Raw genomic sequence first — 19,172 nt, forward strand, 5'->3', positions numbered from 1 at the left:
CGACGGGTGCAGGCGCCGCCCACCCTGAAGCGGAGGTAGCTCGCGTGGCGTTGGCCTTGCCGGTGGCCCGGACGCACACCACCCCGGTGGTGTGGGCGCTGGTCGCCGCCGCGGTCCTGGTGCAGATCGCCTATCCGTTGACGCCCGACGGTTGGCGCACCGAGGTGACGGTGGCCAGCGTCCTGGTGTTCTTCGTCGCCAGCGTCGCCGATGTCGCGCGGGTGCACGGTCGGGCGGGCGCCGCGGCGTTGATCGTGGTGGCCGGCGGCGGTGGCCTGCTCGCCGAGGCGGTCGGGGTGACCACCGGCCGGCCCTTCGGGCACTACGCCTACACCGGCACGCTCGGTCCCGAGTTGCTCGGTGTGCCGGTCGTCGTGCCGCTGGCCTGGGTGATGATGGCGTGGCCCGCACTGGTGGTGGCGCGCACCCTCGCGTCGCGGGGCGCGGCGGTCGTCGCCGTCGGCGCGTCGGCGTTGACGGCCTGGGATGTGTTCCTCGACCCGCAGATGGTCGCCGCCGGACACTGGGTGTGGTTCGACTCCGCGCCGGGCCTGCCGCTGATCCCCGGCATCCCGTGGACGAACTACCTGGGCTGGTTGCTGGTGTCGGCGGCGCTGATGGCGATCCTCCACGCGGTGTTGCACACCGAGCACGCCCCGTCGGCGCCCGCGTCGGCGCTCTATCTGTGGGTGTACGTCTCCTCGGTGCTCGGCCACGCGGCGTTCTTCGGCTTGCCGGGTTCGGCGGTCACCGGGGGCGTGATCATGGGCGCGGTCGCTTTGCCGTTCGCGATCGCGCTGCTGCGCCGACACCAAACGGAACCGGTGGCCGGATGAGCGACGCGCTGCGGAGCCGGGCCGCACCGCTGCGGATGCGGCCCCGCCGCCTGGTGGTCCCCGACCCGTTGCTGACCCGTGAAGTGGAGCCGGGAGCCGACGCGGTGGTGGTCGGCGGCGGCATCGCCGGGATCTGCGCCGCCGTCGTACTGGCCGAACGAGGCGTCGCGGTAACCGTTGTGGAGGCCGCCGATCACCTCGGCGGTCGGCTGGGCGCCTGGCCCGAACGGCTGCCCGACGGCACCGAGCAGTACGTCGAGCACGGCTTCCACGCGTTCTTCCGGCATTACTACACGTGGCGGGCGATCCTGCGCCGCGTCGACCCCGATTTGTCGTTCCTGCAGCCCGCGGCCGGCTATCCGGTGATCTCGGCGACCTGGCCGGCCGAGGACCTGTCGGGCCTGCCCGCCGCACCGCCGCTGAACCTGGCCGCGCTGGCCCTGCGCTCGAAGAGCCTGAGCCGCAGGGATTTCACCAACGCCGACCCCGATGCCGGACGGGCGCTGCTGGCCTATGACCGTGCCGCCACCATCGCCGAGCTCGACGACGTCGACGCCGCGACGTTCCTCGACCGGCTCGGAATGAGCGAGCGCACGCGCAGCATGTTGTTCGAGGCGTTCGCGCGCTCGTTCTTCTGCAACCAGGGCGAGCTGTCCGCAGCGGAGCTGGTCGCGATGTTCCACTACTACTTCCTCGGCAACCCCGAAGGAATCGGCTTCGACGTGCCGGCCACCGACCATGCGACCGCGATATGGCATCCGTTGCGCGAGTACCTGTCCCGTCTCGGCGCCGAGGTCAGGACCGCGACACCGGTCACCGGTGTGGAGCCCGACGGGCAACGCTGGCGTATCGGCACCGATGCCGGTGAACTCGTCAGCCGGCACGTCGTGCTGGCCGTCGACCCCGGCTCGCTGAAGGGGCTGATCGCGGCGTCACCCGGTACCGCCGCGGCTGCTCCCCTGCTCGCACGGCGGTGCGAGAACCTCTGTGTCGCACCGCCGTTCGCGGTCAGCAGGATCTGGCTCGACCGCGACGTCGCCGCGCACCGTGCCCCGTTCAGCGCGGTCACCGGCCAGCCGACCCTGGACTCGGTCGCGGTGTACTCGCGACTGGAGGAGCCCAGCAGGCGGTGGGCCGCAGCAACCGGCGGCTCGGTGGTCGAAACGCATTCGTACTCATGCGCTTTCGACGATGCCGACGCTGCAGCACATGCGCTGCGCAACGAGCTGATGAGGTTGTGGCCCGAGATCGGCGACGCCACCATCGTGCACCGCCACGACCGACTCGAGGCGACTGCGCCCGCGTTCCCGCCCGGCTCCGCCGGAACCCGACCCGGCGTCCGCAACGACGCCCGCGGCCTACGCGTCGCCGGCGACTTCGTCGAACTCCCTTACCTGGCCGGGCTGATGGAACGCTCGGCAATGTCTGGTGTGCTCGCCGCCAACGACGTGCTCGCCGAACTCGGCGCGGCGGCGGAGCCGATCGACGGCGTTCCGCAGCGGGGTCTGCTGGCCGGGCTGCCGCGCATCGGAAAGCCGCAGCGTCGGCGCTAGCGGTGAATGCGCCGCCACGGCTGCGCTTCTTCGAGTTCGTAGGCCAGGTGCAGCAGCCGCGCCTCCTGACCCATCGGCGCCGCGAACATCATGCCGACGGGCAGACCGGACGCCGATTCAGCCAGAGGCAGGGAGATCGCCGGCTCTCCGGTGGCGTTCTGCAGCGGGGTGAACGCCACCCATTCGATGAGACGGTCGATGATCTGCTGGTATTCGTTGGACGGATCCAGGTGGCCGATGCGCGGGGTGACATCGGCCAGCGTCGGCGTCAGCACCACGTCGTAGGTCTGGGTCAGCCGTGCGGTGATGCGGCGCACGCGCGACAGGCGCGCGGTCGCCATCGGGAGCCGGTGCAGGTTGCGCGCGGCGTGCCGCTCCAGGCCCAGGGTCAGGTTGTCGAGGCGGTCGCGGTCGAAGCTCGGGCCGAAGGTGCGCCGGCCGCCGCGCACGAGCGCGAACGCGAGAAACGACCAGTACAGCAGGAAGTCGGTCATGAAGTGCTCGGGCACCGGATTGTCGATCATGGTGACGCGGTGGCCGAGTTCCTCCAGCAGCGCGGCGCTCTTGAGCGTCAGCTCCCGCATCTCGGGGCTGGCTTCGCGCGCGATGGAGTGTGTACAGACCGCCACCTGCAACCGCTGGGTGCTGGGCCCCGTCACGTCGCCGACCTCGGGCAGCCGCGGATTGTGGGTGACCCGCTCCATCTCGCGGTAAAAGGCGGCGGTGTCGCGCACCGAACGGGTGACGACACCGTTGGCGACGATGCGCAGCGGCATCTGTCGCATATCCCGGTCCAGCGGCAGCCGGCCGCGCGACGGCTTGAGGCCGACCAACCCGTTGCACGCGGCGGGAATCCGGATCGAGCCGCCGCCGTCGTTCGCGTGTGCGATCGGTACCACCCCGGCCGCGACGAACGCCCCCGAACCGGATGACGACGCTCCGGCCGTGTGGTCGGGGTTCCACGGATTGCGCACTGGTCCGATACGGGGATGCTCAGCCGATGCGCTGAACCCGAACTCCGACAGCTGCGTCTTGCCCAGCGGCGTCAGGCCGGTCGCCAGAAACGAGCGAGCGAAGTCGCCGTGCGCCCGCTCGGGGCGGGGTTGCCAGGCATCGGTGCCGCTCATCGTCGGCATGCCCGCCACCGCGACGTTGTCCTTGATCAGCGCGGGCACCCCGTCGAAGTAGCCGCCGAACCGGCGCGCGGCGGCGCGGGCACGGGCCCAGTCGAACGCCTCATGCGCCAGGCCGTTGAGGGTCGGGTTGACGGATTCCAGGCGCGCGATCGCGGCCTCGACGAGTTCGGCGGGCGACACGTCTCCGGTCCGCATGGCCGCGACGAGGCCGACCGCGTCGTGCTCGCCAAGGGCGTCGTCGTCGTCGAAGGCGTGAACGGGACTCATGCCGACGACGGTACCAACTCGTACCAGTGTGGGGGCGCGGAACGCGAGCGCGCACCGTTGTACGGTTTCAGGCCGTCATGGCGTACAACGGTGCGCGCTCGCGTGGAAAGACCTAAGCCTGGCCGACCTCGAAGCGGACGAAGCGGGTGACGGTCACGCCGGCCTCGTCGAGCAGTGCCTTCACCGTCTTCTTGTTGTCGGACACCGACGGCTGGTCCAGCAGCACGACGTCCTTGTAGAAGCCGGTGACGCGGCCTTCGACGATCTTGGGCAGCGCCTGCTCGGGCTTGCCCTCGTTGCGCGCGGTCTCCTCGGCGATGCGACGCTCGTTGGCGACGATGTCGGCGGGTACGTCCTCACGGGTGAGGTAGCGGGCCTTCAGCGCGGCGATCTGCAGCGCCACCGCGTGCGCGGCCTGCTGGTCGCTGCCCGTGTACTCGACCAGCACACCCACGGCCGGCGGCAGGTCCGCGGCGCGCTTGTGCAGGTACGTCTCGACGTTGCCGTCGAAGTAGGCGACGCGACGCAGTTCGAGCTTCTCGCCGATCTTCGCCGACAGGTCCGCGATGGTCTGCTCGACCGTGGTATCCCCGACGTTGGCGGCTTTGAGGGCATCGACGTCACCGGCCTTGGCCGCGGCCGCGGCCGCGACGATCTGGTCGGCGACCGCCTGGAACTCGGCGTTCTTGGCGACGAAGTCGGTCTCGGAGTTCAGCTCGATGAGGGCGCCGTCCCTGGCGGCCACCAGGCCCTCGGCGGTCGCGCGCTCGGCGCGCTTGCCGACGTCCTTGGCGCCCTTGATGCGCAGCAACTCGACTGCCTTGTCGAAGTCGCCCTCGGCCTCGACCAGCGCGTTCTTGCTGTCGAGCATGCCTGCGCCGGTCATATCCCGCAGTCGCTTGACGTCGGCAGCGGTGTAGTTAGCCATTTCGACCTTCTCTTACGGGTTCTGGGATGGTTTCGGTTCGGTCTGGATGTCGGCCTCCGGGGTGCCCGGTGCCGCACCGGCGGCGGTCGGCGAAGCGGTGGCGGTGGCACCGGCCAGCAGCTCCTGCTCCCACTCGGCGAGCGGCTCGGCGGCGCCGGCATCGGGCTTGTCACCGTCGCGGCCGGCGCCGGCGCGGGCTTGCAGGCCCTCGGCGACCGCCGCAGCGATCACCCTGGTCAGCAATGCCGCGGAGCGGATCGCGTCGTCGTTGCCCGGTATCGGGTAGTCGACGAGGTCGGGGTCGCAGTTGGTGTCGAGGATCGCGATGACCGGGATGCCCAGCTTGCGGGCCTCGCCGACGGCGATGTGCTCTTTGTTCGTGTCGACGACCCACACCGCCGAGGGCACCTTCTGCATGTCCCTGATACCGCCGAGGCTGCGCTCGAGCTTGTTCTTCTCGCGGGTCAGCATCAGGATTTCCTTCTTGGTGCGACCCTCGAACCCGCCGGTCTGCTCCATCGTCTCGAGTTCCTTGAGACGCTGCAGCCGCTTGTGCACGGTGGAGAAGTTGGTGAGCATGCCGCCCAGCCAGCGCTGGTTCACATAGGGCATGCCGACGCGGGTCGCCTCTTCGGCGATGGACTCCTGCGCCTGCTTCTTGGTGCCGACGAACATGATCGTGCCGCCGTGCGCGACGGTCTCCTTGACGAACTCGTACGCCTTGTCGATGTAGGTCAGCGTCTGCTGCAGATCGATGATGTAGATGCCGTTGCGGTCGGTGAAGATGAACCGCTTCATCTTGGGATTCCAGCGACGGGTCTGATGCCCGAAGTGGGTGCCGCTGTCGAGCAGCTGTTTCATGGTCACAACAGCCATGCTGGTGCCTCACTTGTGTCGGTTGTCGCCCGGCATCGGGTGACGCCGGGCCCTGGTGACTGCGGGAATGCCGAACCTGCCTAAAGGCTCCGAGACAGGACCGACGGCATCCGGTACGACCTAGTGAAACGGGCCGAGGGTGCAGACACGCGAAGTCAGCCCGCTCGAGCGAGCTGCGAGTAGCAGTTTACACCCCGCACAGGGGTGCTTTTTCCACAGCGACCTGCCCATCCACAGATCGGCGCCGGGCCGTGGCGCCGTCCATGCCCGGCGAGCTGAGCTGGACGTATGCGATGGGTCGCGGCAGTGGTCGCCGCGTTGGTCTGCGCAGCGCCCGCGGCGGCCGTAACCGACCGGCTTCAGTGGCCGCTGCGGCCCGAACCCGCCGTTGTGCGTGCGTTCGACGCGCCGTCGCCGAAGTGGCAGCGCGGCCACCGCGGCGTCGACCTGGCGGGAAGCGCGGGTCGACAGGTCTATGCGGCGGGCCCCGGTACGGTCATGTTCGCCGGCCTGCTGGCGGGCAGGCCGGTCGTGTCGATCGCACACCCCGGCGGCTTGCGGACGAGCTACGAACCGGTCGACCCGTCGGTGCGCGCGGGTCAGCGGGTCGGCGCGGGTGCGGCGATCGGTGTGCTGCAGAGCGGCCACGCCGGCTGTCCGGTGCCGGCGTGCCTGCACTGGGGCGCGATGTGGGGACCCGCCGCGAACGCCGACTACGTCGACCCGCTGGGTCTGCTGGCCGGCACCCCGATCCGCCTCAAACCCACCGACAGTTAGCGCGAGCGTGCGTGTCTGCACATGACACGCCGCGCCTTCTCCAGCATCCGTGCACGGTCGCCGCCGACCGAGCGTGCGCATACCGTCGACATCGTGACCACCGCCGCGCACCGGGCCCGCCGCCCGCGCTTCGGTCTGACGACGGCCGCGCCGCGCACCGGAGAGCAGACTCGGCAGTTCGCCCGCGACGTCGAGGCCGCGGGGTTCGACGTGCTGACGTTCGCCGACCACCTGGTGCCGCTGGCGCCGCCGTTCACCAGCGCGACCGCCGCGGCGATGGCGACCGAACGCTTGCGCGTGGGAACCCTGGTGCTCAACAACGACTTCCGGCATCCCGTCGAGACGGCCCGTGAGACGGCCGGGCTGGCGTTGGTTTCGGGCGGTCGTTTCGAACTCGGCATCGGCGCCGGGCACATGAAGTCCGAGTACGACGCCGCCGGGCTGACGTTCGACGGCTCAGGCGTGCGAGTGTCGAGGCTCGAGGAGGCGGCCGAGCTGATCCGGTCGCTGCTCGACGGTGCGGCCGTCGACTTCGACGGCAGCCATTACCGCGTGCACGCCGACGCCGGCCAACTCCTGGCGCCGCCGCCCGGGCATGTGCCGATGCTCATCGGCGGCAACGGGATCCGAGTGCTCCAGCTGGCCGGTCGCCTCGCCGACATCGTCGGTCTGGCGGGCCTCACCCACAATCGCGACGCCACGCAGGTGCGGCTCAGCCACTTCGGCTCCGCGGGACTCGAGAATCGCATCGCCGTGGTCCGCGATGCGGCCGGCGCCCGGTTCGAGCAGATCGAGATCAACGCCCTCATCCAGGCCGTCGTCCGCACCGACGATCCGAAGCGGGCTGCCGCCGAACTCGCCGCGACCATCGGCGGCGTCTCCCCCGCCGAACTCCTCGACTCGCCGTTCATCCTGATCGGCACGCATGAGCAGATGGCCGAGCGACTGATGCAGCGGCAGCAGCGCTTCGGCGTCAGCTACTGGACGGTGTTCGACGAACTGCCCGGCCGACCCTCGGCCATGCCGGACCTCGCGGAAGTCATTGCGCTGTTGGGCTAGCTACGCGCGCGGATGCGCCTGGTCGTGGACGGCCCGCAGCCGCGCGACCGTCACGTGCGTGTACAGCTGAGTGGTCGCCAGGGTGGCATGGCCGAGCAGCTCCTGCACCACCCGCAGGTCGGCCCCGCCCTCGAGCAGATGCGTTGCGGCGCTGTGCCGCAGCCCGTGCGGACCGATGTCCGGGGCACCGTCGACCGCCGCGACGGTCTGGTGCACGACGGTGCGCGCCTGGCGCGGGTCGAGCCGACGGCCGCGCACGCCCAGCAGCAGGGCCGGACCCGACGTCGCGGTCCTCAACTGCGGCCGCCCCTGCGACAGCCAGGCCGTCAGCGCCGCCTGCGCCGGTTCGCCGAACGGCACAGTGCGTTGCTTGTTGCCCTTGCCGGTCACCCGCAACAACCGTCGTGGCATGTCGATGTCGTCGACGTCGAGCCCACACAGCTCGCTGACGCGAATACCGGTGGCGTACAACAACTCGACGATCAGCTGATCCCGCAGCGCAAGCGGATCACCCTGCTGGGCACCGGATTTCGCGGCGGCCATGGCGTCAAGCGCCTGGTCCTGGCGCAGCACAGCCGGCAGGTTGCGCCGGGCCTTCGGCACCTGCAGCCGGGCCGCGGGGTCGCTCGCCGTGATGCCGCGCCGCGCCGCCCACGCGGTGAACGTCTTGACCGCCGAGGTTCGGCGCGCCAGCGTCGTACGGGCCGTGCCCGATGCGGCCTGCGCGGCCAGCCACGACCGCAGCACCGGCAGGGTCAGCTCGCTGACCCCGGCGTCTTTCCCACGCGTGGCCACGAACGCGAACAGCGATCGCAGGTCACCGAGATAGGCACGACGAGTGTGCTCGGAGCGACCGCGTTCGAGTGCGAGGTACTCGTCGAACTCCGCCAGCAGTGCGTCCACCGCACTACCGTCGCAGACGGCTTCTGCGTCGCTCAGATGACGCGCCGCAGCGTATCCGGAGTGAGATCGGCCAGCGTCGGATACCCGTCAACGGCCATCGTGAGGTCGGCCTCGGCCAGCAGGGAGCGCAGCACGTGCACCAGGCCGTCCACCCCGCCCAACGCCAACCCGTATGCGTACGGGCGGCCGATCCCCACCGCGGTGGCCCCGAGCGCGAGCGCCTTGACGATGTCGGAGCCGCTGCGGATGCCGGAGTCGAACAGCACAGGCAGCCCGTCGGCCGCCTCGACCACACCGGGCAGGCAGTCGATGGCCGCGAGCCCGCCGTTGGCCTGCCTGCCGCCGTGGTTGGAGCAGTAGATGGCGTCGACGCCGCCGTTCTTGGCGCGCCGGGCGTCGTCGGGGTGGCAGATGCCCTTGACGATGAGCGGCAGATCGGTCAGCGACCGCAACCACGGTAGGTCCTCCCACGTCAAAGGGTTGCCGAACAGGCCAACCCAGTGCAGCACCGCGGCCTGCGGGTTCTCCTCGGGTGGCTGCTCGAGCGCGGCGCGGAACACCGGGTCACTGGTGTAGTTGGCCAGACACTTGCCGCGCAACTGCGGGAAGTTCGACGTCGACAGGTCGCGCGGGCGCCAACCCGGTACCCAGGTGTCCAGGGTGACGACGATGCCCTTGTATCCGGCGGCCTCCGCCCGGCTGACCAGGCTGGCGGCCAGCTCCCGGTCGGTCGGGGTGTACAGCTGGAAGAACCCCGGGGTGTCACCGAATTCGGCGGCGACGTCCTCCAGCGGATCCTCGGTCAGCGTGGAAACGACCATCGGCACGCCGGTGCGCGCCGCGGCACGGGCGGCGGCCAGGTCGCCGTGGCCGTCCTGCGCGCAGATGCCGATCACACCGATGGGCGCCATGAACACCGGCGAGGGCAACGTCAGACCGAACAGGTTCACCGACAGGTCGCGGTCGCGCGTGGCGCGGAACATCCGCGGCATCAGTCCCCAGTTGTCGAAGGCGGTTCGGTTCAGCCGCTGGGTGCGCTCGTCGCCTGCGCCGCCCGCGAGGTAGGAGTACACCGACGGCGGCATCGCGGCCTCCGCCTTGGCCTCCCAGTCGGCGAACGTCATCGCCATGGTGGGCACGACGCCGGACAGGCCCTGCAGGTAGATCTCGAACTGGTAGTTGCCGAAGGTCATGACCGTCAGCGTGCCAGGCCGACCCTCACGCGTTCGCCTGTTCCTCCACCTTGACCAGTTCGGCCTTCCACACACGGAAGGTCTCCTCGGTGCGGCCGCGCCGCCAGTAGCCGGAGATCGACGACGCCCACTTGGCCCCGACCCCGCGTTCCTTGCGGATGTAGGGCCGCAGGTTGTGCATGACGGTCTGCGCCTCGCCGTGGATGAACACCTGCACCTGCCCCGGCAGCCACGGCGTCTCCTTCACCGCGGCGATGAGGGGCGCGTGGTCACCGGCCTGGTCCTCGGGTACCAGGTCGGCGCGCCCGCCGCGGTAGATCCAGCGCACCTCGACACCGTCCGGCTTCTTCAGCGGGATCTCGTCGTCGGAACCCGCGACCTCGATGAACACCCGGCCGATCGCGTTGTCGGGCAACGCTTCCAGCGCGGCACTGATGGCGGGCACGGCCGCTTCGTCGCCGGCCATGAGGTGCCAGTCAGCCGTGGGATCGGGCGCATAGGCACCGCTGGGCCCCATCAGGTAGGCGGGTTGGCCCGGCGTCGCCGCGGCCGCCCAGGGACCGGCCACCCCGTGGTCGCCGTGGACCACGAAATCGATGCAGATCTCCCGGCGCCGGGTGTCGACCTGGCGGACCGTGTAGGTGCGCACCGTCGGTCGCTGCTCGGCTGGCAGCGGCGAGAAACTGTCGAGGGTCAGCGGCTGCGGGAGTGCGGCGACGTCGATGCCGGGTTTGACGATCACCACCTTCACGTAGGCGTCGGTGAACTCGTTGGGCGTGAACGTGTCGAAACCCGCACCGCCCAACACCAACCTGATCAGGTGCGGTGTCAGTTGCTCGGTACGCACCACTTCGAAGGTGTGTATCGGACGCCCAGCCACGTTCTACCTCCCACTCCCTGCCGGCTGATTGTTAGCCGACCTTAACGATGATACGGGCGGGAACCGCCCGCCGGAGTCCTACCCGGCCAGCACCGTGGCCGCGACCTTGGGGCGCCAATCGGTGGCCAGCACTCCGGAATTGTCCTCAACGGTTGCTCTGGTCGGCGGTGTCGGAGTCGCGAATGCAGTAGATGCACGCCGGGCGCTGTAGCTGGCTTCGGGCGCACGGCGCAGGCCGTCGGGTCCTGCTGGCTCACGCCTTCGGCCGTAGGATCAGTTCACGCGCTGCCGCGGTCCTGGCGCCAGCTTCCATCGCCCTTCGGCGCACACGACCAACCCGAGCAGTTCGAGATTGGCCAGCGGGCCGAGCACCTGACGCTCCGGCAGCCCGGAGGCCACCGCGATCTGCTCGGCCGTGCGTCCGCCGCGGCGCGGCAGCGCGTCGTACACCCGCTTGTCCTCGTCGGTGAGGTCGTCGAGCGGTGACGCCGGCCGCACCTCTTCCGGTGCGAATTCGCCTGCGCGGCCGACGAGTTCAACGACCTCTTCGGCCCGTGTCACAACATACGCCCCGCCCCGGAGCAGAGCGTGGCATCCGGTCGACGCCGACGAGGTCACCGGGCCCGGCACTGCACAGACCGGACGGCCCAGCGCTCGCGCCCATGCTGCGGTGTTCGCCGCACCGCTGCGCGCCCCGGCCTCGACGACCACGGTGGCACCTGCCAGCGCGGCCACCAGCCGATTACGGGTCAGGAACCGATGCCGCGCGGGCCGCACGCCCGGCGGATACTCGCTGAGCACGAGACCCCGCTCGGCGATGCGACGCAGCATCGCGGTGTGTCCGGCCGGATAGGGAACGTCGATACCACCGGCGAGTACGGCGACGGTCACGCCGTCGCCGGCCAAGGCGGCGCGGTGGGCCGCACCATCGACGCCGTACGCCCCGCCCGACACCACCGCGACATCACGGTGCACCAGGCCGGCGGCCAGGTCACCCGCGACGTGTTCTCCGTAGGCCGTCGCCGCCCTCGTACCGACCAATGCGGCCGCTCGAGACGCCACCTCGTCGAGCATGGCCGGTCCGACCGCCCACAGCACCATCGGTGCATCGGCCCGCGCGCGGTCGGCGACACCGCGGAACGCGGTGAACGCCAGCAGCGGCCACTCGTCGTCGTCGGCAGAGACCAACCGTCCGCCGAGCCGGTCGAGCGTCTCCAAGTCGGCTTTGGCGCAGTCGATTTCGCGACGCGCTTCGACATCGGACCACACCGCGTCTCCCGCACGGCCACGCCGCACCCGGTCGGCGGCCTCGACCGCGCCCACCAGCGTCACCAGCGCCGCCAGTTCGGCGCTCGGGGGCTCGGCGACCCTCGACAGATACGCCCACGCCAGTCTCAGTTCGTCGGTTATCACAACGGCCCTCCCTGCCGAAAACTCAACGCCGTGGTGACGTCCTCCCGCACCGGCGACGTGCGTCCCTCGAGATCACACAGCGACCACGCGACCCGGATCGTGCGGTCCGCGCCCCGCACGCTGAGCGACTTGCGGTCCAGGGCGTTGTGCAACGGCGCCATCGCCGTCGGCGAGAGCCGGAACTTCCGCCTCAACAGCGATCCGCTCACCTCGGCGTTGGTCCGAATGCCGTATGGGCGCCACCGGTCGGCGGCCGCCAAGCGAGCGTGGGCCACCCGTTGACGGACCACCTCCGTGCACTCACCGTCCTGCGCGGTGATCGCGCCCGCCCCCAATGAGTGCATCTCCACCCGCAGGTCCACCCGGTCCAGCAGCGGACCCGACAGCTTGCCGAGGTAGCGTCGCTTGTCCAGCCCGCTGCAGACGCACTCGCGGGGATCAGGACGCGCGCAGGGGCACGGATTGGCGGCCAGCACCAGCTGGAACCGGGCCGGGTACCGGGCTACCCCGTCGCGGCGGGCAAGACGGATCTCGCCGTCTTCGAGCGGCGTTCGCAGCGCTTCGAGCACACTGACGCCGATCTCGGCGCACTCGTCGAGGAACAACACCCCGCGATGCGCCCGGCTCACCGCCCCCGGCCGGGCCATCCCGGTGCCGCCACCGACCATGGCGGCCACGCTCGACGTGTGATGCGGCGCGACGAACGGCGGCCGGGTGATCAACGGGGCATCGCCGGAGAGCAGGCCCGCCACCGAGTGGATCGCCGTGACCTCGAGGGCCTCGTCCTCCGACAACGGCGGCAACAATCCTGGAAGGCGTTGTGCAAGCATCGTTTTGCCGATGCCCGGCGGCCCGGTCAGCATGAGATGGTGACCACCGGCGGCAGCGACCTCGACGCCGTAGCGGGCATGGGCCTGGCCGAGGACGTCGGCGAGGTCGGCAACCGGCGCCGGACGGGGCGGTGGTGAAGCAATCCTGGGCTCGAGCGCGCCCCTGCCCGTGATCCACTTCTGCAGCTGGGTCAGCGAGCCCACCCCCCACACGTCGATCCCCTCGACGAGGCTGGCCTCAGCGAGGTTGTCGACCGGAACCACCACCGCGGGCCACCCGTCGCGCCGTGCCGCCAACACAGCGGGGAGCACGCCCTTGACGGGGCGGACCCGTCCATCCAGCGCCAATTCACCGAGCAGGACGGTCTTCTCCAACCGCTCCCACTGCTGCTGCTTCTCTGCCGACACCACGGCCAGCGCCAGCGCCAGGTCGTACACCGAACCGACCTTCGGCAGCGTCGCCGGTGACAATGCCAGCGTCAGCCGGGTCTGGGGCCAGGAGTTACCACAGTTGGTGATCGCTGCGCGGACGCGGTTGCGTGACTCCTGCAGGGCCGTATCGGGTAGCCCGACCAGATGTACCCCCGGCAGACCCGAGGAGATGTCGGCCTCGATCTCCACCGTCTGCCCATCGAGGCCACGCACTGCCACGGAGAACGCCCGCCCCAACGACATCTACCCCACCCCCTGCAGGTGACGGATCTCCGGCGTCCGTTGCCTGCCGATGCGGACACCGACGACGTCGATGCGAACCTGCGACCAGGTGTCGTCGCGACCGGCGAGCCACAAGCCTGCGAGCCGACGCAGGCGGCGCACCTTCTGCGGCGACACCGCCTCCTCGACTCCGCCGAACCGATCGCTGGTGCGCGTCTTCACCTCGACGAAGACCGCGATCCGCCCGGCCCGATCGGTGGCGATCACATCCAGCTCGCCGTACCGGCACCGCCAGTTGCGCTCCAGCACCCGCAGCCCCAGCGCCTCGAGGTGCTCGACGGCGAGTTGTTCCCCTAATGCGCCGATCTCGGCTCGTGTCCAGGAAGTCATGCCCACACCGTGGGCCCCGGCGCCGACATCACGACGGCCAACACGACCCGCCATCCCCAACCGCGGATTCATCCCCAACGTTGCGCGACGCGGAAACCCCACAACAGCCGAAGCGGCCGGCGACGCCGCCCATAAACCCGTGGCCAGCGCGCGAAGTGTATCTTTCGTTAGGTAACGCTCAGCTAAGCCGCCAGCCGCGTGGCGTGGAAGGACCTCGATGCGACCCCGGATGCGACTTTCCCGCCGGATCGCCGCGGTTCTGTCCGCACACGCCCTCCTCGCAGGCGCCACCGCCTGTTCGGGCTCCGCCGACGACAAGCTGTTGATTTACAACGCCCAGCACGAGTCGCTGACCAAGGAGTGGATCGAGGCGTTCACCAACGAGACGGGTATCGAGGTCGAGTACCGCCACGGCAACGACACCGAGATGGGCAACCAGTTGGTGGCCGAGGGCGGCGCGTCGCCGGCCGACGTCTTCCTGACCGAGAACTCGCCCGCGATGGCCGCCGTGGAGCGGGCCGGCCTGTTCTCCGATCTCGAACCCGACACCCTTGACCAGGTTCCGCAGCAGTACCGACCGCCTACCGGGAAGTGGACCGGTGTCGCGGCGCGCACGACGGTGTTCGTCTACAACACCGACAGACTGCAGCCCGACCAGTTGCCGAAGTCGCTGCTGGATCTGCAGCGCCCGGAATGGAAGGGGCGGTGGGGCGCCCCGCCGGCGCGGCCCGACTTCCAGGCCATCGTCGCGGCCCTGCTGGAGCTCAGGGGCGAGGCCGCGACGGCGGAATGGCTGGCGGGCATGAAGGCCAACGCGGTGCTGGAGGACAACAACATCTCCACACTGGAAGCCGTCGATTCCGGCGAGTTGGACGGCGGAATCATCTACCACTACTACTGGTACCGCGATCAGGCGGAGACCAAGGAGATCAGCGGCAACACCGCGCTGCACTACTTCCGCAACCAGGATCCGGGCGCGTTCATCAGCGTCTCCGGCGGCGGCGTGCTGGCCTCCAGCGACAAGCCCGCGCAGGCCCAGCAGTTCATCCGGTTCGTCACCAGCAGGTCGGGGCAGGAAGTGCTGCGGAAGGGCACCTCCTTCGAGTACCCGGTCGCCAGCGGGGTGTCGGCCAATCCCGCCCTGCCGCCACTGGACTCGTTGCAGGCGCCCAACGTCGATCCCTCGAATCTGAACGCGCAGAAGGTGAACGAGATGATGACCCAGGCGGGCTTGCTGTAGGTGGTCGCCCTCGAGTCGCCTCCGGCCGCACCACCGTCGCAGTCGCGCCGGGGTTCCCGCCCCGGTCCGCTGGTCGGTACCACGGTCGCGATTCTGGTCGCGGCGACGTTCATTCCGCTCGGATATGTGGCCTGGGGCGCCGTCTCGGTCGGCTGGACCCGCGCCTACGAACTGGTGGTGCGACCCCGCGTCGGTGAGTTGCTGACCAACACCGTGGCCCTCGTCGTGATCACGGTGCCGCTCTGCGTGGTGATCGGCGTCGGCGTCGCCTGGCTGGTGGAGCGCACCGACATCCCGGGTCGGGCCTTCTGGCGGCCGTTGTTCGTGGCGCCGCTGGCGGTCCCGGCATTCGTGAACAGCTATGCGTGGGTCGGTGTGGTTCCATCGCTGCACGGGCTGTGGGCCGGAGTGCTGATCACCACCCTGTCCTACTTTCCGTTCATGTACCTGCCCGTCGCCGCGACATTGCGCCGGCTGGACCCGGCGGTTGAGGAGTCGGCACGCGCGCTGGGGTCGCACTCCGTCGGCGTGTTCTTGCGCGTGGTGCTGCCACAATTGCGGCTGGCGATCCTGGGCGGCGGACTGCTCATCGCCGTGCACCTGCTCGCCGAGTACGGAGCCTTCGCGATGATCCGGTTCACCACCTTCACAGTCGCGATTTTCCAGCAGTTTCAGGTCACCTTCGATGGTGCTGCGGGAAGCATGCTGGCCGGCGTGCTGGTGCTGCTGTGCCTGGTGCTGCTGGTCTCCGAGGCCGCGGCGCGCGGTCCGGTCCGGTACGCCAGGATCGGCGCGGGTGTCCCACGAACCTCTGCACCGCTTCGGTTGGGACGCAATGCGATACCGGCCGTCGTGATCCTGACCGGGCTGGCCGCGTTGGCCCTCGGCGTTCCGCTGTGGACGATTCTGCGGTGGTTGTGGCTCGGCGGCGCCGAGGTGTGGTCGGTCGACGACATCGGCGCCGCGCTCGGCCAGACCGTCGCCCTGGCGTCGATGGCGGCGGTCGCGACGACAGCACTGGCCTTTCCCGTCGCCTGGGTGGCGGTGCGGTCCCGCGGCGTCCTCGCCCGCGCGGTGGAGGGCGCCAACTACATCACCAGCTCGATGCCCGGCATCGTCACCGCACTCGCGCTGGTCACCGTGGCCATCCACGCTGTCCGGCCGCTGTATCAGAGCGTGGCCCTGATCGTGTTCGCCTACGTACTGCTGTTCATGCCGCGTGCGTTGATCAACGTCCGCGCCGGGCTGGCTCAGGTGCCACCGGGGCTGGAGGAGGCCTCGCGATCGCTGGGCAGTTCACCGACGGCGACCTTCCTGCGCGTGACGCTGCGCCTCACCGCCCCCGCGGCCGCGGCGAGTGCGGCGCTCGTATTCGTCGCGGTGTCAACGGAATTGACGGCTACCCTGCTACTCGCGCCGACCGGCACGCGGACCCTGTCCATGATGTTCTGGTCGTACAGCAGCGAATTGGACTACGCCGCCGCCGCACCGTACGCGCTTGTGCTGGTACTGCTGGCGATTCCCCTGACCGTGGTGCTTTTCCGGCAGTCGACGAAGGCGGCTGCGCTGTGAACGCGCCAGTGCTGGAGATCCGGGGCCTGGCCAAGTCGTTCGATGGCAACGTCGTGCTGGACGACATCGACCTGCAGGTCGAGAAGGGCGCCACCACCGCCGTCGTCGGCGCGTCGGGGTGCGGCAAGACCACGCTGCTGCGAGTGGTGGCCGGCTTCGAGGCCCCCGATGCCGGGACGGTGACGATCGACGCTCGCGAGGTCTCCGGTGCCGGGAAGGCGGTGCCGCCGCACCGCAGGAGCGTCGGGTATGTCGCCCAGGACGGCGCCCTGTTCCCGCACCTGACGGTCGGGCAGAACATCGCCTACGGAATCCGCGGCGGATCGAAGTCGAAGAGGGTCGACGAACTCCTCGAAACCGTATCGCTCGACCCGTCTTTCGCAGCGCGCCGGCCGCATGAGCTCTCGGGCGGCCAGCAGCAGCGCGTCGCGCTGGCGCGGGCGCTCGCCCGCCAGCCGGTGCTGATGCTGCTGGACGAACCGTTCAGCGCCCTGGACGCAGGCCTGCGAGCCGCCACCCGCAAGGCGGTGGCGAAGCTGCTCAGTGATGCGGGGGTGACGTCGCTGGTCGTCACCCACGACCAGGAGGAGGCGTTGTCGATCGCGGACCAGGTGGCGGTCATGCGTGACGGGCGCTTCACCCAGGTCGGGTCTCCTCAGCAGGTCTACCGGCACCCGCGCGACCGCTTCACCGCCGAATTCCTCGGCGACTGCATCGCGTTGCCGTGCACCGTCTCCGCCGGAGTCGCCGACTCGGCGCTCGGCCGGGTTCCGGTGCAGGGCGCCGACGGACCGGCCACCCTCATCCTGCGTCCCGAACAGCTTGTGGCCACGGTGGTTTCGGATAACGAGCAACTGGACGGCGTCGGCACCGTGCTGGCCGTCGAATTTCTCGGCCACGATGTGCTGCTGACCATCGACACCGCAGGCGCCGGCGCCCCCATCGTGGTGCGCCAGCACAGTCTGCAACCGCCGCCGGTCGACGCCAAGGTGCGCCTGCGGGTCAACGGCAGCGGCGTCGCGCTGCCCTGACGTCACGCCGAGTTCAGCTCCCGGTGGACGGCGGGAACGACGCGCCGCAGATAGCGCCCCAGCCGGACGAACGACCTGCCGGTGTCGCGGAACGAGTAGCGGATCGGCACCTCGGTGTAGCGAAACCCCTTGGCGAGCAGGTCAAGCGTTAGGACCTGTGCGTAGTTGTAGTCGTGCACGATCTCGGCGGCGTTCGCGGCCGACGGACTGAAGGCGCGGTAGCCACTCTGCCCGTCGGTGATGTCGCGGCGGCGGGTCAGCCAGCGCACCCAGCGGGTCAGGACGCGGTTGCCGAACCGGCGGTGCGGCAGCATGCGTCCGATCCGGCCCGCGAACCGCGAGCCGACGACGTAGTCGGCGTCTCCGGCGAGGATCGGGGCCAGCATGCGCGCCGCGTCGGCCGGCGCGTACTCACCGTCGGCGTCCAAGTACAGCACCGCGGCGGGGCCATGCGTCATCGCCTCAGCGAGGCCGCGGCGCACGGCGGCCCCCAGTCCGAGGTTCCTCGGCTGTGCCACCACGATCGCGCCCGCGGCTTCGGCCTCCGCGGCCGACGAGTCGGTCGAGCCGTCGTCGATCGCGAGCACCACCAGCGGACGACCCAGGTCCTGGGCGCACAATCCCGCCACCACCCCCGCGACGGTGGCCTCCTCGTTATGCATCGGCAGGATCGCGACCACGGGTGCGTCCGCGGCGACGGGCAGGGGCGGTGGCGCGGGGGGCAGCGCGCGCGGCAGGCGCCACCGGCCGAAGTACGAGGGGGCCGGAACGGCGAGCGCGACGCCGCCGACCACCAGCGAGTAGACCGTCTTGACAGCGTGTGTGGTCAGCGCGATCGCGAACGCCGGCGCCGCAGGCACGCCGACGGCCACCATCGCCGCCGTGGCGGCGGCCTCGTACGTGCCGAAACCGCCCGGGGTCACCGCGACCGCCTGGGCCACGATCGTCACCGCCGTCACCGCGATGGCCTCCGCGAAGGTCAGCGGATGCCCTGCCGCCCGGGCGATTTCGTAGACCACCACTGACTCGAGAAGCCATGCCGCCACCACGGCCGCACATGCCGGCAGGGGCGGCAACCGCACCTGCGATCCGCCGGCGGCCAGCCGCTTCGACCAGACCAGACCCGTCACCACCACGGCGGCCGCGAGCCCGGCGAAGACCCACCACCACGGCCCGACCAGACGCGGTAGCAGACCCGGCACGGCGACCACGGCCAGTCCGGCCACGGCGAGCAGGTCGGCGGCGCGCAGCGTCACCGCGGACGCCACCACCGGCCGGGCGGGCAGGTCGGTGCGCCGCAGCACGCTGGTGACGCGCAGTACCTCACCGAGCCGCATGGGCAGGACGTGGTTGCCGAGCAGGCTCACGTGCAGGGCCGCCCACCCCTGTCCGATGCTCAGCCTGGGAAGCGCGGCCCGCCACGCCAGCGTCCGCAGCACGAACGCCGTTGCGTAGCAACCGAGCGCGATGGTCAACCCCAGTGGCGTCTCGATCAGCGACCGCACCACCCGGCCGAGGGCGTCGACCGCCTCACCGTCGAGCACGGCGGCGAGATACCAGACGGCCACCGCGAGGACGACCAGTCCGGCCACGGTACGCACGCGCCGTCCCAACCCAGCCTCCATCTGGTTAGA

At 70.3% G+C, this 19,172-nt stretch carries 17 protein-coding genes; 7 read left to right on the forward strand and 10 right to left on the reverse strand.

Going from position 1 to position 19,172, the window contains the following annotated elements:
* The first annotated feature begins 44 nt into the window (after positions 1-44).
* Positions 45-836, forward strand: coding sequence for a carotenoid biosynthesis protein (locus K3G64_RS24170; protein ID WP_238888007.1), 792 nt, complete (start codon positions 45-47; stop codon positions 834-836).
* Positions 833-2,389 carry an FAD-dependent oxidoreductase gene (locus tag K3G64_RS24175; RefSeq protein ID WP_238888008.1) on the forward strand — a complete coding sequence of 519 codons (1,557 nt, stop codon included), beginning with the start codon at positions 833-835 and terminating at the stop codon, positions 2,387-2,389. The genes K3G64_RS24170 and K3G64_RS24175 overlap by 4 nt, the downstream gene beginning before the upstream one ends.
* On the opposite strand, the gene K3G64_RS24180 is transcribed toward K3G64_RS24175, so the two are convergent.
* The 3 genes from K3G64_RS24180 to rpsB all read right to left on the reverse strand — a co-directional run bounded on the left by K3G64_RS24180 (position 2,386) and on the right by rpsB (position 5,596).
* Complete coding sequence (locus tag K3G64_RS24180) at positions 2,386-3,792, reverse strand: amidase (RefSeq protein WP_238888010.1); 1,407 nt, start codon at positions 3,790-3,792, stop codon at positions 2,386-2,388. The two genes, K3G64_RS24175 and K3G64_RS24180, sit on opposite strands and share 4 nt — an antisense overlap.
* Before the next feature lie 112 nt (positions 3,793-3,904).
* A complete protein-coding gene (gene tsf, locus K3G64_RS24185) occupies positions 3,905-4,720 on the reverse strand; it encodes a translation elongation factor Ts (RefSeq protein ID WP_238888012.1) in 816 nt (271 codons plus the stop codon).
* Positions 4,721-4,732: 12 nt separating this feature from the next.
* Positions 4,733-5,596, reverse strand: a complete 864-nt coding sequence (gene rpsB / locus K3G64_RS24190) for a 30S ribosomal protein S2 (protein WP_238888014.1) — start codon at positions 5,594-5,596, stop codon at positions 4,733-4,735.
* Between the two features lie 288 nt (positions 5,597-5,884).
* On the opposite strand from rpsB, the gene K3G64_RS24195 reads away from it, so the two are divergent.
* Together K3G64_RS24195 and K3G64_RS24200 are read left to right on the forward strand one after the other, a co-directional pair.
* On the forward strand, positions 5,885-6,373 hold the full coding sequence (locus K3G64_RS24195; protein WP_238888016.1) for a M23 family metallopeptidase: 489 nt from the start codon (positions 5,885-5,887) through the stop codon (positions 6,371-6,373).
* Between the two features lie 93 nt (positions 6,374-6,466).
* On the forward strand, positions 6,467-7,432 hold the full coding sequence (locus tag K3G64_RS24200) for a TIGR03621 family F420-dependent LLM class oxidoreductase (protein ID WP_238888018.1): 966 nt from the start codon (positions 6,467-6,469) through the stop codon (positions 7,430-7,432).
* Here K3G64_RS24200 and K3G64_RS24205 read toward each other — a convergent pair whose 3' ends face one another.
* From K3G64_RS24205 to K3G64_RS24230, 6 genes are all read right to left on the reverse strand, one after another.
* On the reverse strand, positions 7,433-8,335 hold the full coding sequence (locus tag K3G64_RS24205) for a tyrosine recombinase XerC (RefSeq protein WP_238888019.1): 903 nt from the start codon (positions 8,333-8,335) through the stop codon (positions 7,433-7,435).
* A gap of 32 nt (positions 8,336-8,367) precedes the next feature.
* Positions 8,368-9,528, reverse strand: coding sequence for a lactate 2-monooxygenase (locus K3G64_RS24210; protein WP_238888021.1), 1,161 nt, complete (start codon positions 9,526-9,528; stop codon positions 8,368-8,370).
* A 25-nt stretch (positions 9,529-9,553) separates the two neighbouring features.
* The gene (locus tag K3G64_RS24215; protein WP_238888023.1) at positions 9,554-10,408 is read right to left on the reverse strand and encodes a siderophore-interacting protein; all 855 of its coding nucleotides are present in this window, start codon (positions 10,406-10,408) and stop codon (positions 9,554-9,556) included.
* Between the two features lie 273 nt (positions 10,409-10,681).
* Complete coding sequence (gene dprA, locus K3G64_RS24220; protein WP_238950974.1) at positions 10,682-11,818, reverse strand: DNA-processing protein DprA; 1,137 nt, start codon at positions 11,816-11,818, stop codon at positions 10,682-10,684.
* The gene (locus tag K3G64_RS24225) at positions 11,818-13,326 is read right to left on the reverse strand and encodes a YifB family Mg chelatase-like AAA ATPase (RefSeq protein WP_238888025.1); all 1,509 of its coding nucleotides are present in this window, start codon (positions 13,324-13,326) and stop codon (positions 11,818-11,820) included. The genes dprA and K3G64_RS24225 overlap by 1 nt, the downstream gene beginning before the upstream one ends.
* On the reverse strand, positions 13,327-13,695 hold the full coding sequence (locus K3G64_RS24230; RefSeq protein WP_238888026.1) for a YraN family protein: 369 nt from the start codon (positions 13,693-13,695) through the stop codon (positions 13,327-13,329).
* Positions 13,696-13,912: 217 nt separating this feature from the next.
* On the opposite strand from K3G64_RS24230, the gene K3G64_RS24235 reads away from it, so the two are divergent.
* The 3 genes from K3G64_RS24235 to K3G64_RS24245 are packed head-to-tail and all read left to right on the forward strand — an operon-like array spanning position 13,913 to position 17,538.
* A complete protein-coding gene (locus K3G64_RS24235; RefSeq protein ID WP_238888027.1) occupies positions 13,913-14,935 on the forward strand; it encodes an iron ABC transporter substrate-binding protein in 1,023 nt (340 codons plus the stop codon).
* Positions 14,936-16,507: an ABC transporter permease gene (locus K3G64_RS24240; protein ID WP_238888029.1), complete on the forward strand. Its 1,572-nt coding sequence runs from the start codon at positions 14,936-14,938 to the stop codon at positions 16,505-16,507.
* Complete coding sequence (locus K3G64_RS24245; protein ID WP_238888031.1) at positions 16,504-17,538, forward strand: ABC transporter ATP-binding protein; 1,035 nt, start codon at positions 16,504-16,506, stop codon at positions 17,536-17,538. The genes K3G64_RS24240 and K3G64_RS24245 overlap by 4 nt, the downstream gene beginning before the upstream one ends.
* Positions 17,539-17,540: 2 nt before the next feature.
* On the opposite strand, the gene K3G64_RS24250 is transcribed toward K3G64_RS24245, so the two are convergent.
* Positions 17,541-19,163: a lysylphosphatidylglycerol synthase domain-containing protein gene (locus K3G64_RS24250; RefSeq protein ID WP_238888033.1), complete on the reverse strand. Its 1,623-nt coding sequence runs from the start codon at positions 19,161-19,163 to the stop codon at positions 17,541-17,543.
* Between the last annotated feature and the right edge of the window lie 9 nt (positions 19,164-19,172).

The organism is Mycobacterium sp. IDR2000157661, assembly GCF_022317005.1.
Classification (GTDB): Bacteria; Actinomycetota; Actinomycetes; order Mycobacteriales; family Mycobacteriaceae; genus Mycobacterium.

Excerpts from the sequence above, each read along its gene's own strand:
- K3G64_RS24175 (WP_238888008.1), top strand. The coding sequence starts at position 833 with ATGAGCGACGCGCTGCGGAGCCGGGCCGCACCGCTGCGGATGCGGCCC.
- K3G64_RS24180 (WP_238888010.1), bottom strand. The coding sequence starts at position 3,792 with ATGAGTCCCGTTCACGCCTTCGACGACGACGACGCCCTTGGCGAGCAC.
- tsf (WP_238888012.1), bottom strand. The coding sequence starts at position 4,720 with ATGGCTAACTACACCGCTGCCGACGTCAAGCGACTGCGGGATATGACC.
- rpsB (WP_238888014.1), bottom strand. The coding sequence starts at position 5,596 with ATGGCTGTTGTGACCATGAAACAGCTGCTCGACAGCGGCACCCACTTC.
- K3G64_RS24195 (WP_238888016.1), top strand. The coding sequence starts at position 5,885 with ATGCGATGGGTCGCGGCAGTGGTCGCCGCGTTGGTCTGCGCAGCGCCC.
- K3G64_RS24210 (WP_238888021.1), bottom strand. The coding sequence starts at position 9,528 with ATGACCTTCGGCAACTACCAGTTCGAGATCTACCTGCAGGGCCTGTCC.
- K3G64_RS24225 (WP_238888025.1), bottom strand. The coding sequence starts at position 13,326 with ATGTCGTTGGGGCGGGCGTTCTCCGTGGCAGTGCGTGGCCTCGATGGG.
- K3G64_RS24230 (WP_238888026.1), bottom strand. The coding sequence starts at position 13,695 with ATGACTTCCTGGACACGAGCCGAGATCGGCGCATTAGGGGAACAACTC.
- K3G64_RS24235 (WP_238888027.1), top strand. The coding sequence starts at position 13,913 with ATGCGACCCCGGATGCGACTTTCCCGCCGGATCGCCGCGGTTCTGTCC.
- K3G64_RS24250 (WP_238888033.1), bottom strand. The coding sequence starts at position 19,163 with ATGGAGGCTGGGTTGGGACGGCGCGTGCGTACCGTGGCCGGACTGGTC.